Genomic DNA, 18,408 nt, shown 5'->3' on the forward strand with positions numbered 1-18,408 from the left:
ATTCGGAAGTTTAGCAATTGTAAACGGAGAGGACGACCTCTCCGTTTTCTCATTTAGAGTCAAGGAGTGCCGCATGCAGCGGGTCACAATTCTGCTTGCGCTGATGGTTATCGGCGCCGGATTCAGATTGTTTGTGCTTGAGTTGCGTCCCGACGGAGCTTTGCTTCGGGCGCCGGATGAGCCGGAATATCTTGAGATTGCGCAGAATATCTGGCTCGGAGAGGGCTTTGTTTTGAACAAACAGCCGACTGCCTATCGCGATATGCTCGTGCCGTATATGGTCGCTGCTACAATGTCCGTTGGCGGTGGGGACTTCAAACTCTTCTATTACGTGCAGTTGGTTCTGAGTTTGGCGACGGGACTGCTGCTCTATCTCGTCGCCCGCAAGCGGTTCTCCGAGAATATAGCGTATCTCGTGTGTGCGGTCTGGATGCTTTATCCCGCAGCTGCGGTGTTTTCCTCGCTTCTCCTCACGGAAACTGTATTCACATTCTTCTGGGTGCTGGCCATCTGGCTGCATGACCGGATGGATGAAAGGGGCTACACGATCACCGACGCGATTATGTTGGGTGCCGTGCTGGGATTGCTGTGTCTGACCCGCGCCGCCGGCGCAATTCTATTGGCAACGGTGTTTATCTATGTGTTCCTGATTCGTCACGAGACTCCGTTCGCCTTGCGCGCGCGCGCAGTGTCCATTGTTCTGCTTGCGGCAATCGTCGTCATGCTCCCGTGGATGATTCGTAATCAGGTTGTGGCAGACCGCTTTGCCCTGAATACCAACGGCGGCATCAATCTGCTGATTGGTAATAATCCGTATGCGACTGGAGCCTACATCTTTGACGAGCGCGTCCAAAGGCTGATTCCCGATGAAGCGCGCAGCGAAGCACAGCGCGACGTCGCGGCGACAAGTGCGGCGACTGACTACGCTCGAGGCCATGTGCGCGCGACGCTGCAAAACTGGCCGACGAAGTTCGCCTATCTCTGGTCCACCGATATGGCGATGCTGGCGCACTTTGCTCCCGTGCGCGGGGCGACGCTTGCCGAAACACTGCACAAGCAGCCTCTTGGTGCATTGGTTCTAATGTCAATTCCGTTTGCGATTCTGGTTTTGCTGGGTTTATCCGGCTTCTATTTGGTCAAGAAATTTCCCGCACGCGGATTCTTCATTCTGCAGCTTTGGCTCACAGCGCTCGCAGCATTCGTGAGCTATGGTTTGCCGCGCTATCACTTTCCCGTTATGCCCGCAGTGATTCTGGGTATGGCCGCTTATGTCGAACATCAACCATGGAACAGTGCTCCGCAATGGCGCAGACTTTCGCTTCTGCTCGCAATCGGAATCTTCATGGGAATCTGGATGTTTGAGTCAGTAAAAATCATCGGATGGATGTGAAACAACGGCCTCCACAGTAGCAAAGTTGCAGATAGCCCACTTATCCAGACTTTTCAAAGCGACTGAATTCTTTAAAGTTGGAAACAACTGACAAAATTGAACCGCGCTCGACCGACCACAGTTTCATCGGAAATGCCTACCCGAATCCGTTTAACAGCGTGGTGACAATTGAATTTGTCGTGCGGCTTGAACAGGAGATTGCGCTGGAGATTTTTGATTTAACGGGCCGGTTGGTGGCATCAGTATTTAACGGCAGAATCAACGCGGGTGTGCACATTCGAGACTGGCACCCGCAGTCGCTTTCAAGCGGATTGTATTTTGCGCGACTACGAGGAGCGGACGGCGCGAGGTCTACAGCGAAACTCATGTATCTGAAGTAGTCTTTCGCAAAACCGATAAAGAAGAGCCGCATCTTTCAATGCGGCTCTTTTGTTACACGTTCTTGTGACGACTATCAAATCTTGGACAGCGCGTGATCCAGATCATTGATCAGATCGTCGACCTCCTCGATGCCGACGGACAATCTGATCAGATTGTCGGTGATACCGGCATGCGCGCGGGCTTCTGGGGTCATCGAGGCGTGTGTCATGGAAGCCGGATGCTGAATCAACGAGTCCACGCAGCCCAGACTCACCGCCAGCGTGTGGACGTGCACGCTGTTCAGCAAACGCTTGGACGCCTCGTAGTCGCCTGCAATCTCAAACGAAATCATCCCGCCGGGCAGACGCATCTGCTTCTGCGCAAGACGATACTGCGGAAACCCCGGCAGTCCGGGATAATAGACGTGTGAAACTTTCGGATGACGCTGCAGCCATTCGGCAATCGCCTGCGCGTTGGCGCAGTGTCTGTCCATGCGCAACGGCAACGTTTTCATACCCATATTGAGCAGCCACGTGTCGAACGGCGACGGACACGCGCCGGTGTCTTTCATCGTGTGATAGAGTTCCTCCTTGATCCACTCGTGCTTGGTGGTCAGCGACCCGCCGATCAGCGCGCCATGACCGGAAAGATACTTTGTGGTGCTGTGCATGACGACGTCTGCGCCGAGCGACAGCGGTTGCTGCAAGTAGGGAGTCGCAAACGTGTTGTCCACCGTGACCACAATTTCCGGGTTGACTTCGCGTACGACTCGAATAGCTTCTTCGATATCGGTTAGCTCGAGCAGCGGGTTGGTCGGCGTCTCAAAGAACAGCATCTTCGCCTGCGGATACTTCTCGATTGCCGCTTTCAGTTCGTCGAGTTTTCCGGTATCCACGATTATCGACTGCACACCGAATTTCGGCAGCATCGTTTGAAAGAAATCGTCGGTCGAACCGTACAGCGTTTCGCCGCGCAGCAGCACGTCACCCGGATGCAGTAGTGCGAAGGATAGTCCGGCAATTGCGCCCATTCCCGAGGAGTAAAGAAGCGAAGCGATGCAGCTCTCAGGGTTAGCAAGTTTGACGTCGCGGCCTTCCAAGGCATTTAACTTCGCTTCGGCGACCACCACGGTCGGATTGCCCAGCCGCGTGTACACATATCCGGACGTGCGACGCGCGAACAAATCCGCCCCCTCTTCGGCGTTGTCGAAGGTGAAGGTGGACGTCGCAAATATGGCGTTGGTGTGACTCTTTAGTTTTGGCTGCCCGACCTTCTCGCCCGCATGCAGACAGCGAGTGCCGAACCCATAACGTAAATAGAACTGTTCAATAGCGTCTCGTAATTTAGAATCTTCCATAGTCGTTCAAAGGTTAAAATAGATAGTAGGGTTATACAGTATTTTGGTTTTCCCCCGCGATGACCTCATCGAGAAATTCAACGCCGCGCCGCATGTGCGGAATGACAATCGAACCGCCCACCACCAAGCCCACGGAGAAGATATCAAAAAACTCGGGCACGGAGACTCCAAGCTTGCGGCATTCGAGAATGTGATAGCGCACGCAGTCGTCGCAGCGCAGCACCAGCGACGAGACGAGTCCGAGCATCTCTTTTGTTCTGCGGTCCAGCGCGCCGTCCTGATAGGTAAGCGTGTCCACACCGAAAAAGCGTTTGACTGCCTGATGGTCTTCACCGAGGATGCGCTGATTCATCCGCGCGCGGTAGGCTTCGAAGTCTGCGACGAGAGTAGACATGGAAGGAAGTTAGTTAGTGACAGATGCTGCGCACTCTGTAAAATCGGCGCGCTAAGGCAAACCCGTTGAAATCCTGCCAGTAGCTTTCAATGGTCGTGGTAATTCCTTCAAACGGACCCTCGCCATTCAACGCACCCTCAATCAGGTAGTAATCGGCCTCCGCAACGTCCGGCCAATCGAGAAATGGCACGTTCCCGACCGAAAAGATGAGGAGATTCGGCACCGGCGGACACTCGCCCAGCGCGGGACTGATTTCAATTGAAAACTCACCGAACTGATTCGCCGTCGTTCCTTCCACCATAATCAAATAGTCCCGTGCCGTTAAGCCGTAGGAGTAAAGGTCCGCTCCAAGCAGACAGCTTCCCGTGTCCGCGTCATCAAGATAGCCGGAAACGCATTGTGACAAAATCTGCACCCGCGCGTTGAAGAACTCCGAACAAACCTGAATATATAGATCGGCCGGTGTCGCCAGCGAGAGTCTGTAGAACACGTCCGGCGCCGCCGTTCCGCCCTCTGAACCTGCTCCAAACGTTGTGGATTCGTCGTAGTACGGGAAGAATGTGACGGGCCGCGCATTCGCGCACAAATCATGCGGCCCGCTGAACATATGCTGACATTGGAGAGCGAGCGAGTACGTTCCTGTGGATTGTCCTGAGGGATCGAGCACCTGCAAGTAGCACATCTGCGTCGTCAGTGGAAACAGAGCAATCGTCGAAAATGCTCCCGGACCGCTGTTGTCGTCCACGCCAATTAGAGTATTCAGACTGTCGTAGAGCAGAATCATCGTATTCTCAGGAGTCTCGCACGAGAACGTCCGGATATATACCGAGTCTCCGGCGGGCAATTGAAAGCGGAAGAAGTCCGCTCCGTGTCCGTCGAGATGAGCACAGAGCACCGTATCTCCGCATTGTATCGGATTCGCCTGCTGAAATGTGTTGTTCGGCTCACTTTCACCGAGAATACGAGCTTCGGCAACTTCATACTCCAGCAGAAGCAGCCCGAACATGACGCAGAGTAAGCGGGTCAGAATCATAAATCAGGAGATAGCCCACACCATTCAGAAATGCACTATCCTTAAGATAAGCTAACCTCCGCTACTCTTCAAGTCCGATTTTCGAAAGCAACAGAGCGGCCCCCGCGAGCCGCTCTGCTTGAACATGCGAACAGTGTTCGCCTGCTGAACCTACCGCCTGTCGCGTGGACGCGTCTTTCGGTCGTTACGACCCGGGTTGCGATCCCTGTCTCTATCCCGATCTCGGTCCCGATCGCGATTTCTGTCCCTGTCCCAGTTGTGATCCCGATCGCGATCTCTGTTCCTGTCCCTATCCCAGTTGTAGTCCCGTCCTCGATCTCTGTCACCACCATGCCGATCGTGGCTCTGCCACGTGCGATGATGACTGTGCGGTCGTGGCGAGCTGATGAAAAAGTGAACGTCGAAAAACGACCGGCGCGGAACCCAATTGTGATCACAATAACTGCGATCCGTCCAGCGCGGATAACCTCGGCTGTCGCACAAGTCATAACAGAAATCACGTCCGCGAATCTGACCTGCATAACAGTAGTCGTCATAGCGATCGCGCCACGCGACAATTGTCACCCACGAGCCGCTGCGCAGATAGTAGTTGCATTCATCCCAATACCATTGCGGGCCGAGATGCACGCGAAACGTCGTGCCGCAGTCGCTGAGCACGTAAGCAATCTGTCCGCGAATCGATTGAATGCGGCCTTCTATTCGGATACGTTCAAGATCATCGCGGCGGCTCGCTTCGGCACTGCCCGCAATCAATAGAGCGCCCAGTATGGCGGCAAGTGCAAGGGTTCTCTTCATAGTTGTGCTCCCTCAAGAGTTGTTCATCCGTTAATTTGCGCGGCAGCGCGACTTGTCACATTTGCGTCTGGGCGGCGGGCCATTTCGCTGCATGCCGTGCGGCCCCAGTCCGTCCATTTGCGGTCCCTGTCCTTCTGGCCCTCGTCGCATCATCGGATCCAGCCCTCCATGCGGACCCACGCCGTCAAACCTCGGCGAAAAGTCCGGACGGTGCATAAATGGTATCCCGCCCATTGCCTGTGGTCCAAGACCAAGGCGCTCATGCCGAAATGCACGTCCCTGCATCCGCGCCATCTCTTTGTGGCGCATGGCTTTCTGCTGATACTTCAATGCCAAATTTCTGTGTTTCATTGATTTGCGTAGGTACTTCCGTTCCTGCTTGCTTAGTTCCCTCGGTGCAGGCACGCCTTCCGGCGGTCCCGGTTGGGCGAACAACGGTGCTGCAGCCAGCAGACTGGCAATCGCAATGATGACAAGTATTCGGGGTCTCATGGTCCCTCTCCGGTTTTATCGGGTTTCTGTAGGTTGGACAACCGCAAGCCGCCCGAGGTTTAAGCCCCTTTTGCCCTTCAGGATAACCGGTCCATCTCAGGGCACATGGACGAAGCGATGGATCAATTCCGTCGAACCTATGTAGCCATGAGTCTCGCCGCGCACAATGGCAATGTCACCAAGACGGCCCGCGCCCTCGGTGTGTCGCGCCGCACCATCCATCTCTGCATGAGCAAGTACGGCATTGATGTCAACGGCATTCGGCTGGGTGCCCCCTGGGCGCTCGAAACACTCACCAAAGAGCTGGACATGAAGCAGTAGAGCGAAGAACTTCAATTCCTGCTAATGACCTGAAAGGTCGGAGACTGGGGGAAGGGAAATGCGCTGTCACTCTGTGATGGCCCGTTTTCATCTTGCCTCACACCTGCTAACTCAAACTTGCCCAAATGTTTACAACATTTTTACGAAAACCACTTGACTTTCACAAAATATTGTATTATATTAGCACCAGTCAACCAAGAATCAGTTCGGAGGAATTGGGCAGACTGTCCAATTTTTACCCCGCATCGCCTTCCCACTTTATCATTCTGAACGAAGTGAAGAATCTGCTCAAGTGGGTCCTTCAAAACGCAAACCCCATCAACAAGTGTAAGTCGTCATCCTGAAGCCGCCACGGCTGAAGGATCCCTCCGCTTCCCTTGCAAAACACCCGCAAAAAAAATGCGGCGACCCGTTGCCGAGCCGCCGCGTCAAATCCTGCTTCGCTATTCTACTAATCCAATCGGTTCAGAAAATCCTTGAGCACCGGAATCAAGACATGATCGCGCGCGGACTGTATCGGATGATTCGTGTCCGCAAATACGGCCAACTGTCCCTTCGGCAAAGCTTCCGCCAGATCTGCGGCTTCCGCAACCGGCACCAGTTCATCGCGATCTCCGACCGTCACCAGCACCGGAATCTTGAAGTCTTCAAGCTCAAGTTCCGTCAGTCCGGTGTCAGGCAGATTCGTCACCATCTTCGACAGCCACGGCATCAGCTCATCCAACCCCTCGCCGTGAATCGCGCGCAGCTTCTCCAAACGCTCGGGTTTATTCTCTTCCAGCCACTCAATGTCAAGCTCTGCGGCCATGTTCTCTGCTTCTTCGCCGGACCAATAGAACTTCGTCCCGTGCATCCAGATTGCCACCACGCGATTCGCGTTCTTCAACGCATAATGCAGCGCCGCATAGCCTCCCATCGAATACCCGAAAATAAGAGCAGGCTCGGTCTTCAAATGCTTAAAGAGCGCGTCAAGTTCTTCAACCAGTACGCGGAACGTGAACGATTTCGTCAAGTCGGATTGCGCGTGACCTGGCCAGTCAACGGTTAAAACCGAATGGCCCATATCGACGAATGTCTTGACGTGCGGACCCCATTCGGACTCTGACGTGCCGAGCATGGAGGGCAGCAGCACGATGGGCGGGCCGTTGCCGATGGAAGTGTGTTTTAACATGGAAGGTTCTTATGTGAAATTAAAAAAGCCCGTGAACGGATTACAATCCTTCGCTGATCTGATCCAACAACTCCAGCTCTTCAAGCGAGAGTCTCTTGCCCGCCGCACCAAGTGAATCCATCAACTGCTCGACCGACGTCGCACCGACAATCGGACTGGTGACGAACTCTTTGGAAAGCATCCACACCAACGCCGTCTGCGTCATGGATTCTCCGCGTTGCGTTGCCACCTGTGCCAGCGCTTCCAGCGTGCGAATCACCTGCGGAGTCAGCTTCTCCTGCGCCCGCCCGTTGACCGTGTGCCGCGCGCCGTCCGGTCCCACTTCATTCGGCCGATACTTGCCCGTCAGCAGTCCGCCTTCCAGCGGCGAATAGGGAATCACACCGACTTCCGCGTCTTGACAATACGCGGCGAGTTCTCTCTCGACGTCGCGTCTGCATATCAAATTGTATTTCGGTTGAGTCGAAACAAACTGCGGAAGTCCGTGCATCGCCGCGTATCCGTTGGCCTTCGCATGCAGCCACGCCGGAAAATTCGAAACTCCGAGATAACGCACCTTGCCCTGCTTCACTAATTCGCCCAGCGCTTCGACTGTCTCTTCGACCGGCGTGTCTTCGTCGGGATAGTGACACTGATAGAGATCGATGTGATCCGTTTTGAGCCGCCGCAGCGAGTCTTCGCAGGCTTTGATGATGTGCATGCGCGACAACCCTTCGCCCGAAGGCCCGTCCCACATCCGCCCGCGCACCTTGGTGGCAATCACCACGTCGTAGCGCGACTTCGTCTTCAGCCACTTGCCGATATACTCTTCAGACACTCCGCCCGGGTTTCCTTCCACCCACCGCGAATAAACATCCGCCGTATCAATCAGAGTAATGCCGTTGTCGAATGCAACGTCGAGAATACGATGCGATTCGTTCTCGTCGTTGCGCCAGCCCATCGTCATCGTGCCGAGCGCAAGTTCGGAAACATGCAGCCCGGATTTGCCTAAGCGACGCGTCTCCATGGACTACTTCTTTCTCGGATCGTTGTAGACGTTCCCCTTGCGAGGAGGATCGGTCGCAGGCCGCACTTCCGGCATCGGACTGTCTTTGAACTGTGGCGCGAGCTCTTCGTTGATCCTCGCCCACTCGGGCGCCAGATCCGGATCATCGACGATCGCTTCCACCGGACATTCCGGCACGCACGCGCCGCAGTCAATGCAAAGTTCGGGATCAATCACGGCAAACACTTCGCCGTTATACTCCGCCGGATAGATACAATACACCGGACAGACCTGCATGCAGGAGGCGTAGCGTTCGCCGATACACTTTTCGGTAATGACGAAAGTCACGAGGCAATCTCCATCGTGCACGCAGCGGGCAAACGACCCGCCGAACGCACAAAGTTCGCGCCGCCACAGCCCGTCGGAGCCTGGTAGCGACAACCTAAGCTATTGATTATTAAAGAAAAGCGGCCAGTTTCCTGTCCGCTTTGCGGTGGCCCATTGGCCGCGTAAAATATGGGTAATTTGGAGTTAAGATGCAAGGCGGAGGAGAGGCATCCTACTTAATCAGCACGATTTTTTGAGTTTGTGTGACGGATCGGCGGATGACGTCGGAGACGCGAACAAAATACAGACCGCTGGCAAGTTCATTGGCGTTGAGAAGTATTGTCTCCCTGCCGTAGACGGGTCCGCGATGAAGCTCACGCACGCGCTGACCGAGGATGTTGGTTAACTCGATTGACGCGATGAAAGGTTGCGGGACAGAAAGTTCAATCCGCGCGGTCGAGTTGAACGGATTTGGAAAGACGGAGAGTGAAAACTCCATCGGCAATTCAGCCCGTTCGTCAGCACTCTCAATCACAAAACTGGTATCCGGATACCACGGCTCAAAGAGCACAGAATCGGACACTTCGTCGCCAAGTCCGCTTGGATTAAGCGTCGGGTGATAGGGACCGGTGGAATCTCCCCAGTAGTTGAACCGTGCATCCACGAGCCGTTCCGCCCTGACCGCGTAGTCGGTATCAATGAAGATGTTACTGCGCAGAGTTGTTGAGTCCTGATTTACGTGCACGGCGGCGATAGTATTCTGACCGTCGAGAGAGCGAAACGAATTTTGTTCGATCGTCGCGTCGCCAGCATACACGGAGACTCCGCGCGAATGAGCAGGGCTGACCGAGCAGGACTCAAATAGATTACCGGTCATCAGCACGGGTTGCAGCGGTTCGCACACTTCGTTTACAGCGACCAGATAATTATTGCAATCTATATCTCGAAACACGTTGTTCGAGAAGCGGATCGAACCATTGCAGGAGGATTGAAGGTGAACTGTCCCATGGGACTCATCAGCAAATTGTTCAAACGAGCAATTGGCAATCCGTCCGGTTGCGTCATAAAAGTATAATCGAATGAAGTCACCGCGGTCAAAAGGTCCAAAAAGGCACCCCGAAATCTCGATCTGGCCGCTGGCATGGATGAGATACTGTGTTCCATCACCCCCGAAGGTGCAGCGGTCTGCAACGAGACTCTGCCGGGATGTGAGCAGCGAGAAGGCGACACCGCTCAGGGTAGACTCAGCGACGTGAAGCGATGACGTTGATGAGATGCAGCCTCTCCACAACGTGTGAAAACTGCAGTTTGCAATCGTCATGGTTCCACTGGTCAAGACGCACGAGTAGACGGAATCGAACTTGCAGTGTCTGAGCACAACCCCATCCGCTGACGCGACGATTCCGCCGCAGGGGAACCCCGTTCTTCTGGGAAACATGGCGGGTGCATTTCGGAATCGAATGGAGTCAATTTGCATCGGTGCGTCATGAATGGCCAGACACGAAATCGAATCCGGAGCGGGCAATGTGGAGGGATCAATGGTGACGGGAAAGTTGTCAAATGCCGAAACTGCGCCAATCAACGTAACGGGAACGACCGGTGCATTCAGGGATTCATTGTAGACGCCCGGTTGAACCAGAACTGTATCCAACACTTCGCACAAGTTGAGCGCGGCCTGAATGCTCGGCGCTTCCGCCGGAACATTCCATACTCTGGCGAAGGTCACCGCCTGAACGGTTAAACACGCAAGTCCCAATAAGGCTACTCGCATAGTGTTGCATTGGCTTGGTGAAGTTCGGCAATCGCAACACACTCGTCCGGGCATTCATCGCACCCCACGTTGTCGCATTCGTTCTTGCAGACGTAGAGTTTGTACTCGCGGTCTCTCTCAAGATAGAAGACGTTTTGATGCGTACCCTCGCAACAATCCACCGAACATTGTGACCCACTTAGGCAGTCCGGGTTGTGGCAATTGGAGGTCGAGATGCGAGACCCCCCGTCATAGACATTAGCACAAACTCGACAATACTTGCACTTCTCTTCTCCGCATTCAAAGCGCACTTTCAGGCAGTAGCAACCCGAACAGGGGACGGTGAAGACTTTGACTTCGCAGTCGATGACACTCAAGCAGTCATTCGCCTCGCTGCACGTCGCATCGCTGGCGGACACATCAAACTCGCACTGTCCGAACGCAGTCGAAACAGCAACGGCTAAGCAGAAAACAAAAAGTTTCATGGCAGCACCACCTTTCCTGGATATGCCCGAAAGCACATCAATAGTATAGCTTGCTGTCAGCACTAAGTCAATAAGCAAGTGCCATCCCACAAAAAAAGAGCCGTGAAAGATTCACAGCTCTTTGAATAATTGTTAGTTAGAGAAGCTACTCTTTGCCGCGCTTCTTGAGTTCCTTGTCGATCCAGTAGATGGCGGACGGGCTGTCCTTCAAGTTCTCGAGCTTCTCAAGAATAGATGATGCCGTCGCTTCTTCCTCGAGCTGCTCTTCAATGAACCAGTGCAGCATCACCTGAGAGCGATAGCACTTTTCAGCCAAAGCCGCAGTGTAGCAATCGTGAATGTTCTTGGAAATCTTCTGCTCGTGCTTGAGCGACGCTTTGAAGACGTCAATTGGAGTTTTGATATTCAGTTTGGGCTTTTCGATTCCCGTAAGCTCGACTTCATGACCGTTGTCAATCAGGAAGTCGTGGATCTTCATCGCGTGTTCGCGCTCTTCCTCGGCCTGATGCTTCATCCAGCTTGAGAAGCCTTCGAGGTTCTGTGCCTTGGACCACGCGGCGAGCTGCAGATAGACATACTCGCTTTCGAGTTCGTGATTAACTTGTGCATTCAGCACATCGTACATTTTCTTGGAAAGCATATCGGCTCCATGTTATGAACGGTGGACGCCGCCAGACGATGAAACTCGTCGCGGCGCGACGGATGAATCTATTAATCAGGTGAAGGAAGTCTGTGCTTCCGCCACGTCAGGAACAGCAAAGTAACTCCGGCGAGCAGCACAGCGGCACTGCCAAGCACTTCGCCAGCGTGTTTGAAGTCATCAGCCACGAAGCCGAAGCCTAGAATTCCAAACAGTGTCAGAACAATTCCCGACCAAAGGCTCCGGCTTTCGGGGATCATGTAGTGCCTGCGTTTCGCGCGCAATGCGATCCCGGTCATGACCGCGCCGAGGGCGAAAATGGCAGCCACCGCAGCCAGTTCATTCAGATGCCGGAAGTCATCGGCTACGGTCGCGAATCCCAGAAATGCACTAAGACAGAGCAAAGTTCCAAACCACAAGAGTTTGTCTTTCATGGTTCTCCTCCCCGGTTTCTTTTGAACGCATAAAGCTATCAGATGTTCCGGAAAAACAACAGGGTGAGCCTTTAGACTCACCCCGTAACTTACAAGGAATAACCGTGAAAGGCAACCGCTACCGGTGCACAGGCGTTCCGCCGGGCTGCTGAATCGAGATCGAATCATCGCTGAAGGTCACGTAGTAAAATCCGCGATCCTGTCCGGAGATGACACCGGGATCCGTGTAGGTGCGTGCGACCGTAGAGTCAATCACACTGTAAGGTCCGGTGCTGACGTTGGCGCGATGAATGTAATACTGATCAATGCCGTCGGGAAACTGCCAGTTCAACACGACATCGTTGCCGACTGCACTGATGACGAGAATCGGGCCGACGAGTAATGAATCATATTCTGCCTGCGACCAGCGTCCAAGATCGTCCTGCGTGCGGAACCCGACACGATAATTTCCAACGGGAAATCCGGTGTAAACTTCGAGAAAATCTTCGGTGCCTTCATCAAAGGCTCCATCCTGCGGAAGCGGAATTGCGATCCCGTTGCCGACACCCGGGTCTGCTCCGAGGAAGACTTCCGCCGCGACAATCGTGCGCGCTTCGCCGCCGATAAACGGTGAACTGACAATCAGGAATGCACGATGCACGGGACCGACGCGTCCAAGGTCATCAAAGGAACGCACATCCACCACATGCAGGCCAAGCTCCAGAGCATTGGTCGCGATGACGTCGGCGAGGTTCATGATTGGCGCATCGGGATTGTCAATCGTGGTGAACGGGCCGCCGTCAATGCGATACTGCATCTGCGTGACGACGCGCGATTCAATACCTGCGGGATTGTAGATGACAAAGAAACCGTCATGAATCATACCGGTGCGGCCGAGATCGTCGGTGGCACGCACACGCAGGCGATGCAAACCGTCGGTCAGACCGATTGTTGCAACCACGTCATTGAGCGTCGTGAGCGGAGCATCGGTGACGTCAATGTTTGTAAAGCTGCTGTTGTCCACTTGATAAGACATGGACGTAATGACGCGAACGCTGCCCAATGCGGGCGAGAGCGCCACGACGGCATCGGTAACAGGACCCCAGACGTTGGTTGCACCGGAGCGCAGACTGTCGGCTCGGCAACGAAGCTGTACGCGCACGAGATCTCCGGCGTTAAAGGAACCGGTGCCGAACGAGAAGCTCAGATCTTCGATAGCTTCGGGGGTTCCGATAGAGATCGCGTTGCCGTTGCCGAGGCCCGGGTCGGCGCCGATAAACCATTCGCATTGCGTGACCACAGCGGATTGCGCGAACGCGCAGGAGCACGCGGCCAGCATTACGAGCAGAAGAATCTTCTTCATAATGAGATTCTCCTTTGGTTTAGTATTGCGGTCCGACGCGACCTACTGCGGTGGCGTTGACGGGAGTGCCGACTCCGACGAGGTTGGGATTAAGCACGATGTTCACAGCCCACGGATAGTTGGGCATGCCGTTGTCCACGAGCGGCTTGGGTCCGCCATAGACACCGCGATCAGATTGCGAACCGTCGAGGAAGTCAAGCAGGCTCGGATGTCCGCTGTTAATCAGACTGACGCCGTTAACCGGGTCAAGTCGTAGATCGGTGATGCCGAATTCGTAGTTATTGGCGGTGTTATAATTGGCGAAGGGATTGGAGGTAATGACAGTCGTGTTGGAACCCGGTGCGGCAGGTGAAGCAGTCGAGGAGTTATAATCCCAGACGCTGGCTCCCGTGTTGTATGAACCGAAGCTCGGCGAAGCCAGCCAATCGTAGAAGATATTGTTGACTGCGATCACCGGACCGCCCGCAGCGCTCAACGCAAGTACAGTTGAGAAATTCAAGAACACCGAGTTGTACACTTCGACTGTCCCCGAAGTGGCAGCCCCGCCGATGGCGCGGCAAGAGGTGTGCCCACCACGATTGACGAAAACACAATTACGGAAGGTCGTCGGATAATTAGCGGTCGTGATATCGATCATCGGGGCACCCGTCGTCGTCAGATTGCCCAACAGAATGCAGTCTTCCACCGTAAGACTGCGGCCAGCTTGGCCGTCAATCAACCGACTGCCGACGGATGTCCCACCGATAATACAGCGGCGAAAGGAAATGGAGTCCGCGGAATTGGCCATTAAGAACATTTGGCCGGAACCATTGACCTGCATGCCTTCCCACGAGGTGCCATTCTGACCGGAGGTGTTGGCGTACCACACTGCGGATAGTGCAATGATTGTCTGATCCCATCCTGCACCGATATAGGTCAGACGCTTGTTGAAGACATTGATGTTGCCATCGGAGTAGTTGCCCGGCCCGATCAGGATCGTGTCACCGGAGACTGCGGCGCTGGCGGCGGCTGAGATAGTGGTAAAGGCACCCGCACCCGAAGCAGAGACATAACGGATAGTTGCAGAGGCAGACGATGCGAGTACAAACATGAGGGCGAGTAGCCCAATCACAAACTTTTTCATGCTGTGTCCTTTGTGAGTTATCAGAGGCTGTGAAGTTTCCAAGTGTTATGTAATATAACCACAACCAAGCAAAATTCATATAATCGAACTGCACAAAAATCAATCAGGTAGAACATGACATAACTTGTAATATATAAACTTAAGTGACACAATCTCATTGACCCACCCCGGCACGCCTCTCCTCGAAAAACAGGCGAGCCGAACGGCTCGCCTGCACGATAAACTTTGGTGAAAAAGCGGAGGAACGACCGTCCCCACGCAGCAAGTTACAACTACTTCACAAGCATAAGTTTACTTGTGACGGAAGTATGCGCGGAAGTCAACGAGACAATATAGACGCCGCTGGGTTGCGAGTCAGCATTCCACAACACTCGGTGCGTTCCAACAGAATGAGTCGCATTGATTAAGGTGGCGACTTTGCGGCCGGTGACATCATATATATCGAGAGCGACAGGCGCGGAACGCGGAACGTCGTACTCGATGGCGACGCTCGAGTTGAACGGATTGGGATAGGTACTCGTGATGGAGAAGTTGGTCGGTAACGCGTCAGGAAGCGGGTCTGCGGAAATTTCACCGAAAAAGATATTCACAGAATCGGCGGCATCAGGCACCAGCGGCAGACCATCGTTATCCACCAGCCTCAGAATCACGCGGTGTTCGTACATGCACTCGAGCGTCACCTCCACAGGATTCGCGCTGAAATGCTCGAAAGCAAACGGCGGGCATTGCGGAATATCCGGTTGAACTTCCACGCGCAGATGACCGTCTCCCAGAGAATCAGAGATGATAAAGTCTTCAACATCAAAGTAAATGGTCACCGGATTGTGAAAGACTACGGTATCAGTGGCGGGAGAGGTAATCACAATACTCGGATTTCGCGGCTGATAGATGACATGCACGGAATCCATCACCGGCGGTTCAAGCGGAAGAAAATTAAGGTCGAGGATTTCAAGCGTGACGAGATTCTCGCCGGGGGACATCGTGACGGGATACGGTGCGACAATGTTTGTCAAGGCCGGATCCTGATCATTGACCGTGACCGAGACGAAACCGTCGCCGAAGTCGGGATCAATAAGAAAGTTCTCGACTTCAAAGATGATGTTGACCGCCGCGCTGTGAACAATCTCAAAATCCTGCGGCGAGACAATGTGAATTTCCGGAGGAAGCTGCGTATTCGGTCCGAGGGATCCGTTAGAATTTACGTTCTGCAGATAGATGTCCATCGTCGCGGTGCGCGAATCGGGCCACGCGGCGATGATTTGCCCGAAGGGATTGACGGTGGTATACGGCCGCCCTTTTTCGCTGACAACAGTGCAGAGGTCGGTGATCGGCGGTGTCCACGTCGGCTGACCGGCGGGATTCAACTGACTTGCGCGCAATAATGTGTTGAGCGCGCTGCCGGGAGCATATTGTGAATAGAACACGCCGAAATTATTGCCCTGCATATGTGCACGCACGTTGAAGCACGGCTCGGGAGAAAGTTGAGCGATGGTCGCACCGTTCACATTCCACAGGATGTCGCCCGCACCGCTCAGCAATTGCGCGTCCAAGCCGCCCATCGACTGATTGCTGTTGGCCGTTTGATAGAAGACGGCAATGCCGTTTCCGGCCAGCACTGCCGAAGGTGACATCTGCAATTCGTTTGCCGTGAGGTCAACCTGCACACCATTGGCCGTCCACATGACGCTGCCCGCAGCGTTGACGCGCTGCGCAAAGACGTGATGCACGTTATTGCGCGTGTCATACCAGAAAGAGTAGGCTCCGCCCGCACCGTCATAAATCACATCGGGCCGCATCTGAATTCCGATACCGTTGGTGGTCATGACTGCCACGCCGCCGGCCGGCCACATTGCGGCACCGGAATGCGAATATTTTTGCAGGTAGATATGGCGCGGCGAGGTGAACTGCGACCCTTGATGCACAAGATAAGAGAGAATCACACTGCTGCTGTCCGCAGCGGCGACGCGCGGTATTGAGACGCCGTTGGTGGCGGTAATCGTAATCACGGCGGGCGTAAAAACATCCTGACCTTGCATGTTCAGTCTGCGCAGGTGAATCATGTTTTCCTCCTGCCATGCGAAGACGACATCTCCGTTGTCCATTGGAGCGATGCGCGGGTCTGGTTCGAATCCGTCGTTGTTCGAGAGCGCGATCCCGTCAGGTCCCCAGAGAAATTCCTGCTGCGGACCGATACTGTAGACCGTGATGTCGCGGTCGCCGCCGCTGCGAATGTCGTTCACGGCGATGATACAGTTGTCGCTCGCATCAACAGCCATATCCCAGTCGGTGAGCCACGTGTCCTGCGGATGGTTGGAAATCAAAATTCCGCAGGGAGTAGCCCACTGCGGCACGCCGTTCGCATCCAAACGCTGCAGGTAAACATCGTAATTCCCAGAGGCCTGATCCTGCCATGTGATGTAGCAGCCGCCTTCCGAGAGCGCGGCGATTTTAGGGATGGCCTGTTCACCGCTGTGATTGCAGATCAAGAGATTCTGCGCGGGATCGGTTGGCCATTGAGCAAGTGCGGAGAGGGAGAAAAGTAGTGTGAGCAAAACGCGTTTCATGGGAGCACCTCTACAAAATGCAGTGGGGCACTCAGACTGAGTGCCCCACTAACGAACAGTTACTTCTGTATTCCGAGTTTCATCATCACCAATCCTGCGAGCAGTTTGGGATAGAAGTCGGTGGATTTTTGCGGCATGCGTTCACCGAGCGCGGCGACGGCCTTCACGTCATGGACACTTGTGGGGTTCAGCAGGAAAGCGGCTTGAATGCCGTCTTTGCCAACGGCATCCACAGCTTCCTGACGGCTGCGGACGTAATCCACATGCGTTCCCGCGGAAAGCACTTTGGCATCGATACCAAGCTCTTGTTCGAGAATGAGAGAATGCAGAATTGTGACGCCAAGCTTGCGGGAGGCTTCGGAGATTCCGGTCAAGTTATCCCGCGATACCATGACGGTCGTGTGCTTCGGCTGCAGGAAGTAAAACTCTTCGCGTGAACCGATCGCCTTCATGCCGAAGACCTGATCTGTGCCGACGGTGTCCATCTGTGCGAAGAGCGCGTCCGCGCTGGAGAGCGGAGTGATCGTGAAACTTGCGTTCAAGGCAGCAAGAAGTTTCTGCGCAGAGAAGTTCTGCACATTGCGAATCAAACGATGGGTGGGCAGAATCACAAGTCCCGGGTCTTCCATCGGGAAGAGCGCCATCATGCGATGATCAAAGCCTTGTGGCCCGAGCGGCTTCCAACCTTTTTCGAGGGCTTCACGTTTGAAGTTGCAGGCGGTTTCGTAGCGATGATGTCCGTCGGCGATATAGAGGTCGCAGGGTTCGAGCAGCTTCTGCATACTGGTGACAAATTCCGGATCGTCGGCCACCCAGACTTGATGCAATTCGCCGTAGTCGTCGCGGCATTCGAGAGCGGGCTTGTGCGACTTCGCCACCGAATCCATGAGTTTCACGGTGTCGTTGGCGGGATCGGTATAGAGCATGAAGATGCACTCGTCATTGGTCTCGAGCGCGCGCAACAGCCGCAGGCGGTCCGCTTTGGGTCCGGCCAGAGTATGTTCGTGAGACTTGACGCGCTCTTCTTCGAGCGCCACGGACGCCATGAAGCCTTTGCGGACGTAGGTCTTGTCGAGGAACTTGAACGTTTGATAGTAAAGATAGAAGGCGGGTTTTTGAGCTTCTACGAGTTTTCCTTCCGCGATCCACTTGGCCAGCGTAGCGGCCGCGCCGGGATAAGTTGACTCCGGATCTGCGACCGTTTCATCGGACTTGATAACACGGATGACATTGTAGGGATCGCGCGCGTAGTATTTCTCCTGCAGGGCGCGGTCGATCTTATCGTAGGGTTGCGTCACGAGTTTGTCAAGCTTGGCGGACAAATCGGGGGAATAGGTTAAGCCGCGAAAGGGGTGAATACGTGCCATCAGTAACTCCGGATAACGAAGGGTAGTTTGCGAAAAGATACACAAACTACGGTAAAACCGCAAGTCTGACAGTTTGAC

At 54.4% G+C, this 18,408-nt stretch carries 19 protein-coding genes; 3 read left to right on the forward strand and 16 right to left on the reverse strand.

Going from position 1 to position 18,408, the window contains the following annotated elements:
• Positions 1-73: 73 nt before the first annotated feature.
• Together KJZ99_07345 and KJZ99_07350 are read left to right on the forward strand one after the other, a co-directional pair.
• On the forward strand, positions 74-1,390 hold the full coding sequence (locus KJZ99_07345; GenBank protein ID MCL4305714.1) for a glycosyltransferase family 39 protein: 1,317 nt from the start codon (positions 74-76) through the stop codon (positions 1,388-1,390).
• 77 nt (positions 1,391-1,467) lie between these two features.
• A complete protein-coding gene (locus KJZ99_07350) occupies positions 1,468-1,770 on the forward strand; it encodes a T9SS type A sorting domain-containing protein (protein ID MCL4305715.1) in 303 nt (100 codons plus the stop codon).
• A gap of 74 nt (positions 1,771-1,844) precedes the next feature.
• On the opposite strand, the gene KJZ99_07355 is transcribed toward KJZ99_07350, so the two are convergent.
• The 5 genes from KJZ99_07355 to KJZ99_07375 all read right to left on the reverse strand — a co-directional run bounded on the left by KJZ99_07355 (position 1,845) and on the right by KJZ99_07375 (position 5,821).
• Entirely contained in the window at positions 1,845-3,107 is a 1,263-nt protein-coding gene (locus KJZ99_07355; protein MCL4305716.1) for an aminotransferase class I/II-fold pyridoxal phosphate-dependent enzyme, read from the reverse strand.
• A gap of 31 nt (positions 3,108-3,138) precedes the next feature.
• On the reverse strand, positions 3,139-3,501 hold the full coding sequence (locus tag KJZ99_07360; protein MCL4305717.1) for a carboxymuconolactone decarboxylase family protein: 363 nt from the start codon (positions 3,499-3,501) through the stop codon (positions 3,139-3,141).
• A 13-nt stretch (positions 3,502-3,514) separates the two neighbouring features.
• Positions 3,515-4,534, reverse strand: coding sequence for a hypothetical protein (locus KJZ99_07365; GenBank protein ID MCL4305718.1), 1,020 nt, complete (start codon positions 4,532-4,534; stop codon positions 3,515-3,517).
• A gap of 150 nt (positions 4,535-4,684) precedes the next feature.
• Positions 4,685-5,329, reverse strand: coding sequence for a hypothetical protein (locus KJZ99_07370; GenBank protein MCL4305719.1), 645 nt, complete (start codon positions 5,327-5,329; stop codon positions 4,685-4,687).
• A gap of 30 nt (positions 5,330-5,359) precedes the next feature.
• Positions 5,360-5,821 carry a hypothetical protein gene (locus tag KJZ99_07375; protein MCL4305720.1) on the reverse strand — a complete coding sequence of 154 codons (462 nt, stop codon included), beginning with the start codon at positions 5,819-5,821 and terminating at the stop codon, positions 5,360-5,362.
• 105 nt (positions 5,822-5,926) lie between these two features.
• On the opposite strand from KJZ99_07375, the gene KJZ99_07380 reads away from it, so the two are divergent.
• A complete protein-coding gene (locus KJZ99_07380) occupies positions 5,927-6,142 on the forward strand; it encodes a hypothetical protein (protein ID MCL4305721.1) in 216 nt (71 codons plus the stop codon).
• Between the two features lie 451 nt (positions 6,143-6,593).
• On the opposite strand, the gene KJZ99_07385 is transcribed toward KJZ99_07380, so the two are convergent.
• From KJZ99_07385 to KJZ99_07435, 11 genes are all read right to left on the reverse strand, one after another.
• The gene (locus tag KJZ99_07385) at positions 6,594-7,313 is read right to left on the reverse strand and encodes an alpha/beta hydrolase (protein MCL4305722.1); all 720 of its coding nucleotides are present in this window, start codon (positions 7,311-7,313) and stop codon (positions 6,594-6,596) included.
• A gap of 40 nt (positions 7,314-7,353) precedes the next feature.
• Complete coding sequence (locus KJZ99_07390; protein ID MCL4305723.1) at positions 7,354-8,319, reverse strand: aldo/keto reductase; 966 nt, start codon at positions 8,317-8,319, stop codon at positions 7,354-7,356.
• A gap of 3 nt (positions 8,320-8,322) precedes the next feature.
• Positions 8,323-8,646 carry a ferredoxin family protein gene (locus KJZ99_07395; GenBank protein ID MCL4305724.1) on the reverse strand — a complete coding sequence of 108 codons (324 nt, stop codon included), beginning with the start codon at positions 8,644-8,646 and terminating at the stop codon, positions 8,323-8,325.
• A 211-nt stretch (positions 8,647-8,857) separates the two neighbouring features.
• Positions 8,858-10,396, reverse strand: a complete 1,539-nt coding sequence (locus KJZ99_07400) for a T9SS type A sorting domain-containing protein (GenBank protein ID MCL4305725.1) — start codon at positions 10,394-10,396, stop codon at positions 8,858-8,860.
• Entirely contained in the window at positions 10,387-10,860 is a 474-nt protein-coding gene (locus KJZ99_07405) for a hypothetical protein (GenBank protein MCL4305726.1), read from the reverse strand. Before KJZ99_07405 ends, KJZ99_07400 begins: the two co-directional genes overlap by 10 nt.
• A gap of 145 nt (positions 10,861-11,005) precedes the next feature.
• Positions 11,006-11,500 carry a ferritin gene (locus KJZ99_07410; protein MCL4305727.1) on the reverse strand — a complete coding sequence of 165 codons (495 nt, stop codon included), beginning with the start codon at positions 11,498-11,500 and terminating at the stop codon, positions 11,006-11,008.
• Between the two features lie 71 nt (positions 11,501-11,571).
• Positions 11,572-11,934: a hypothetical protein gene (locus tag KJZ99_07415; GenBank protein MCL4305728.1), complete on the reverse strand. Its 363-nt coding sequence runs from the start codon at positions 11,932-11,934 to the stop codon at positions 11,572-11,574.
• Between the two features lie 118 nt (positions 11,935-12,052).
• A complete protein-coding gene (locus KJZ99_07420; GenBank protein ID MCL4305729.1) occupies positions 12,053-13,276 on the reverse strand; it encodes a hypothetical protein in 1,224 nt (407 codons plus the stop codon).
• 19 nt (positions 13,277-13,295) lie between these two features.
• Positions 13,296-14,399, reverse strand: coding sequence for a hypothetical protein (locus KJZ99_07425; GenBank protein ID MCL4305730.1), 1,104 nt, complete (start codon positions 14,397-14,399; stop codon positions 13,296-13,298).
• Positions 14,400-14,671: 272 nt separating this feature from the next.
• Positions 14,672-16,963: a T9SS type A sorting domain-containing protein gene (locus tag KJZ99_07430; protein ID MCL4305731.1), complete on the reverse strand. Its 2,292-nt coding sequence runs from the start codon at positions 16,961-16,963 to the stop codon at positions 14,672-14,674.
• Between the two features lie 59 nt (positions 16,964-17,022).
• Positions 17,023-18,330, reverse strand: coding sequence for a DUF1015 family protein (locus KJZ99_07435; GenBank protein MCL4305732.1), 1,308 nt, complete (start codon positions 18,328-18,330; stop codon positions 17,023-17,025).
• Between the last annotated feature and the right edge of the window lie 78 nt (positions 18,331-18,408).

Source organism: bacterium (genome assembly GCA_023382385.1).
Classification (GTDB): Bacteria; Electryoneota; RPQS01; order RPQS01; family RPQS01; genus JABWCQ01.

Bases quoted from the DNA above. Each gene is read 5' to 3' on its own strand.
- KJZ99_07345 (MCL4305714.1), top strand. From the start codon at position 74: ATGCAGCGGGTCACAATTCTGCTTGCGCTGATGGTTATCGGCGCCGGA.
- KJZ99_07355 (MCL4305716.1), bottom strand. From the start codon at position 3,107: ATGGAAGATTCTAAATTACGAGACGCTATTGAACAGTTCTATTTACGT.
- KJZ99_07360 (MCL4305717.1), bottom strand. From the start codon at position 3,501: ATGTCTACTCTCGTCGCAGACTTCGAAGCCTACCGCGCGCGGATGAAT.
- KJZ99_07365 (MCL4305718.1), bottom strand. From the start codon at position 4,534: ATGATTCTGACCCGCTTACTCTGCGTCATGTTCGGGCTGCTTCTGCTG.
- KJZ99_07370 (MCL4305719.1), bottom strand. From the start codon at position 5,329: ATGAAGAGAACCCTTGCACTTGCCGCCATACTGGGCGCTCTATTGATT.
- KJZ99_07375 (MCL4305720.1), bottom strand. From the start codon at position 5,821: ATGAGACCCCGAATACTTGTCATCATTGCGATTGCCAGTCTGCTGGCT.
- KJZ99_07380 (MCL4305721.1), top strand. From the start codon at position 5,927: ATGGACGAAGCGATGGATCAATTCCGTCGAACCTATGTAGCCATGAGT.
- KJZ99_07385 (MCL4305722.1), bottom strand. From the start codon at position 7,313: ATGTTAAAACACACTTCCATCGGCAACGGCCCGCCCATCGTGCTGCTG.
- KJZ99_07390 (MCL4305723.1), bottom strand. From the start codon at position 8,319: ATGGAGACGCGTCGCTTAGGCAAATCCGGGCTGCATGTTTCCGAACTT.
- KJZ99_07400 (MCL4305725.1), bottom strand. From the start codon at position 10,396: ATGCGAGTAGCCTTATTGGGACTTGCGTGTTTAACCGTTCAGGCGGTG.
- KJZ99_07405 (MCL4305726.1), bottom strand. From the start codon at position 10,860: ATGAAACTTTTTGTTTTCTGCTTAGCCGTTGCTGTTTCGACTGCGTTC.
- KJZ99_07410 (MCL4305727.1), bottom strand. From the start codon at position 11,500: ATGCTTTCCAAGAAAATGTACGATGTGCTGAATGCACAAGTTAATCAC.
- KJZ99_07415 (MCL4305728.1), bottom strand. From the start codon at position 11,934: ATGAAAGACAAACTCTTGTGGTTTGGAACTTTGCTCTGTCTTAGTGCA.
- KJZ99_07420 (MCL4305729.1), bottom strand. From the start codon at position 13,276: ATGAAGAAGATTCTTCTGCTCGTAATGCTGGCCGCGTGCTCCTGCGCG.
- KJZ99_07425 (MCL4305730.1), bottom strand. From the start codon at position 14,399: ATGAAAAAGTTTGTGATTGGGCTACTCGCCCTCATGTTTGTACTCGCA.
- KJZ99_07430 (MCL4305731.1), bottom strand. From the start codon at position 16,963: ATGAAACGCGTTTTGCTCACACTACTTTTCTCCCTCTCCGCACTTGCT.
- KJZ99_07435 (MCL4305732.1), bottom strand. From the start codon at position 18,330: ATGGCACGTATTCACCCCTTTCGCGGCTTAACCTATTCCCCCGATTTG.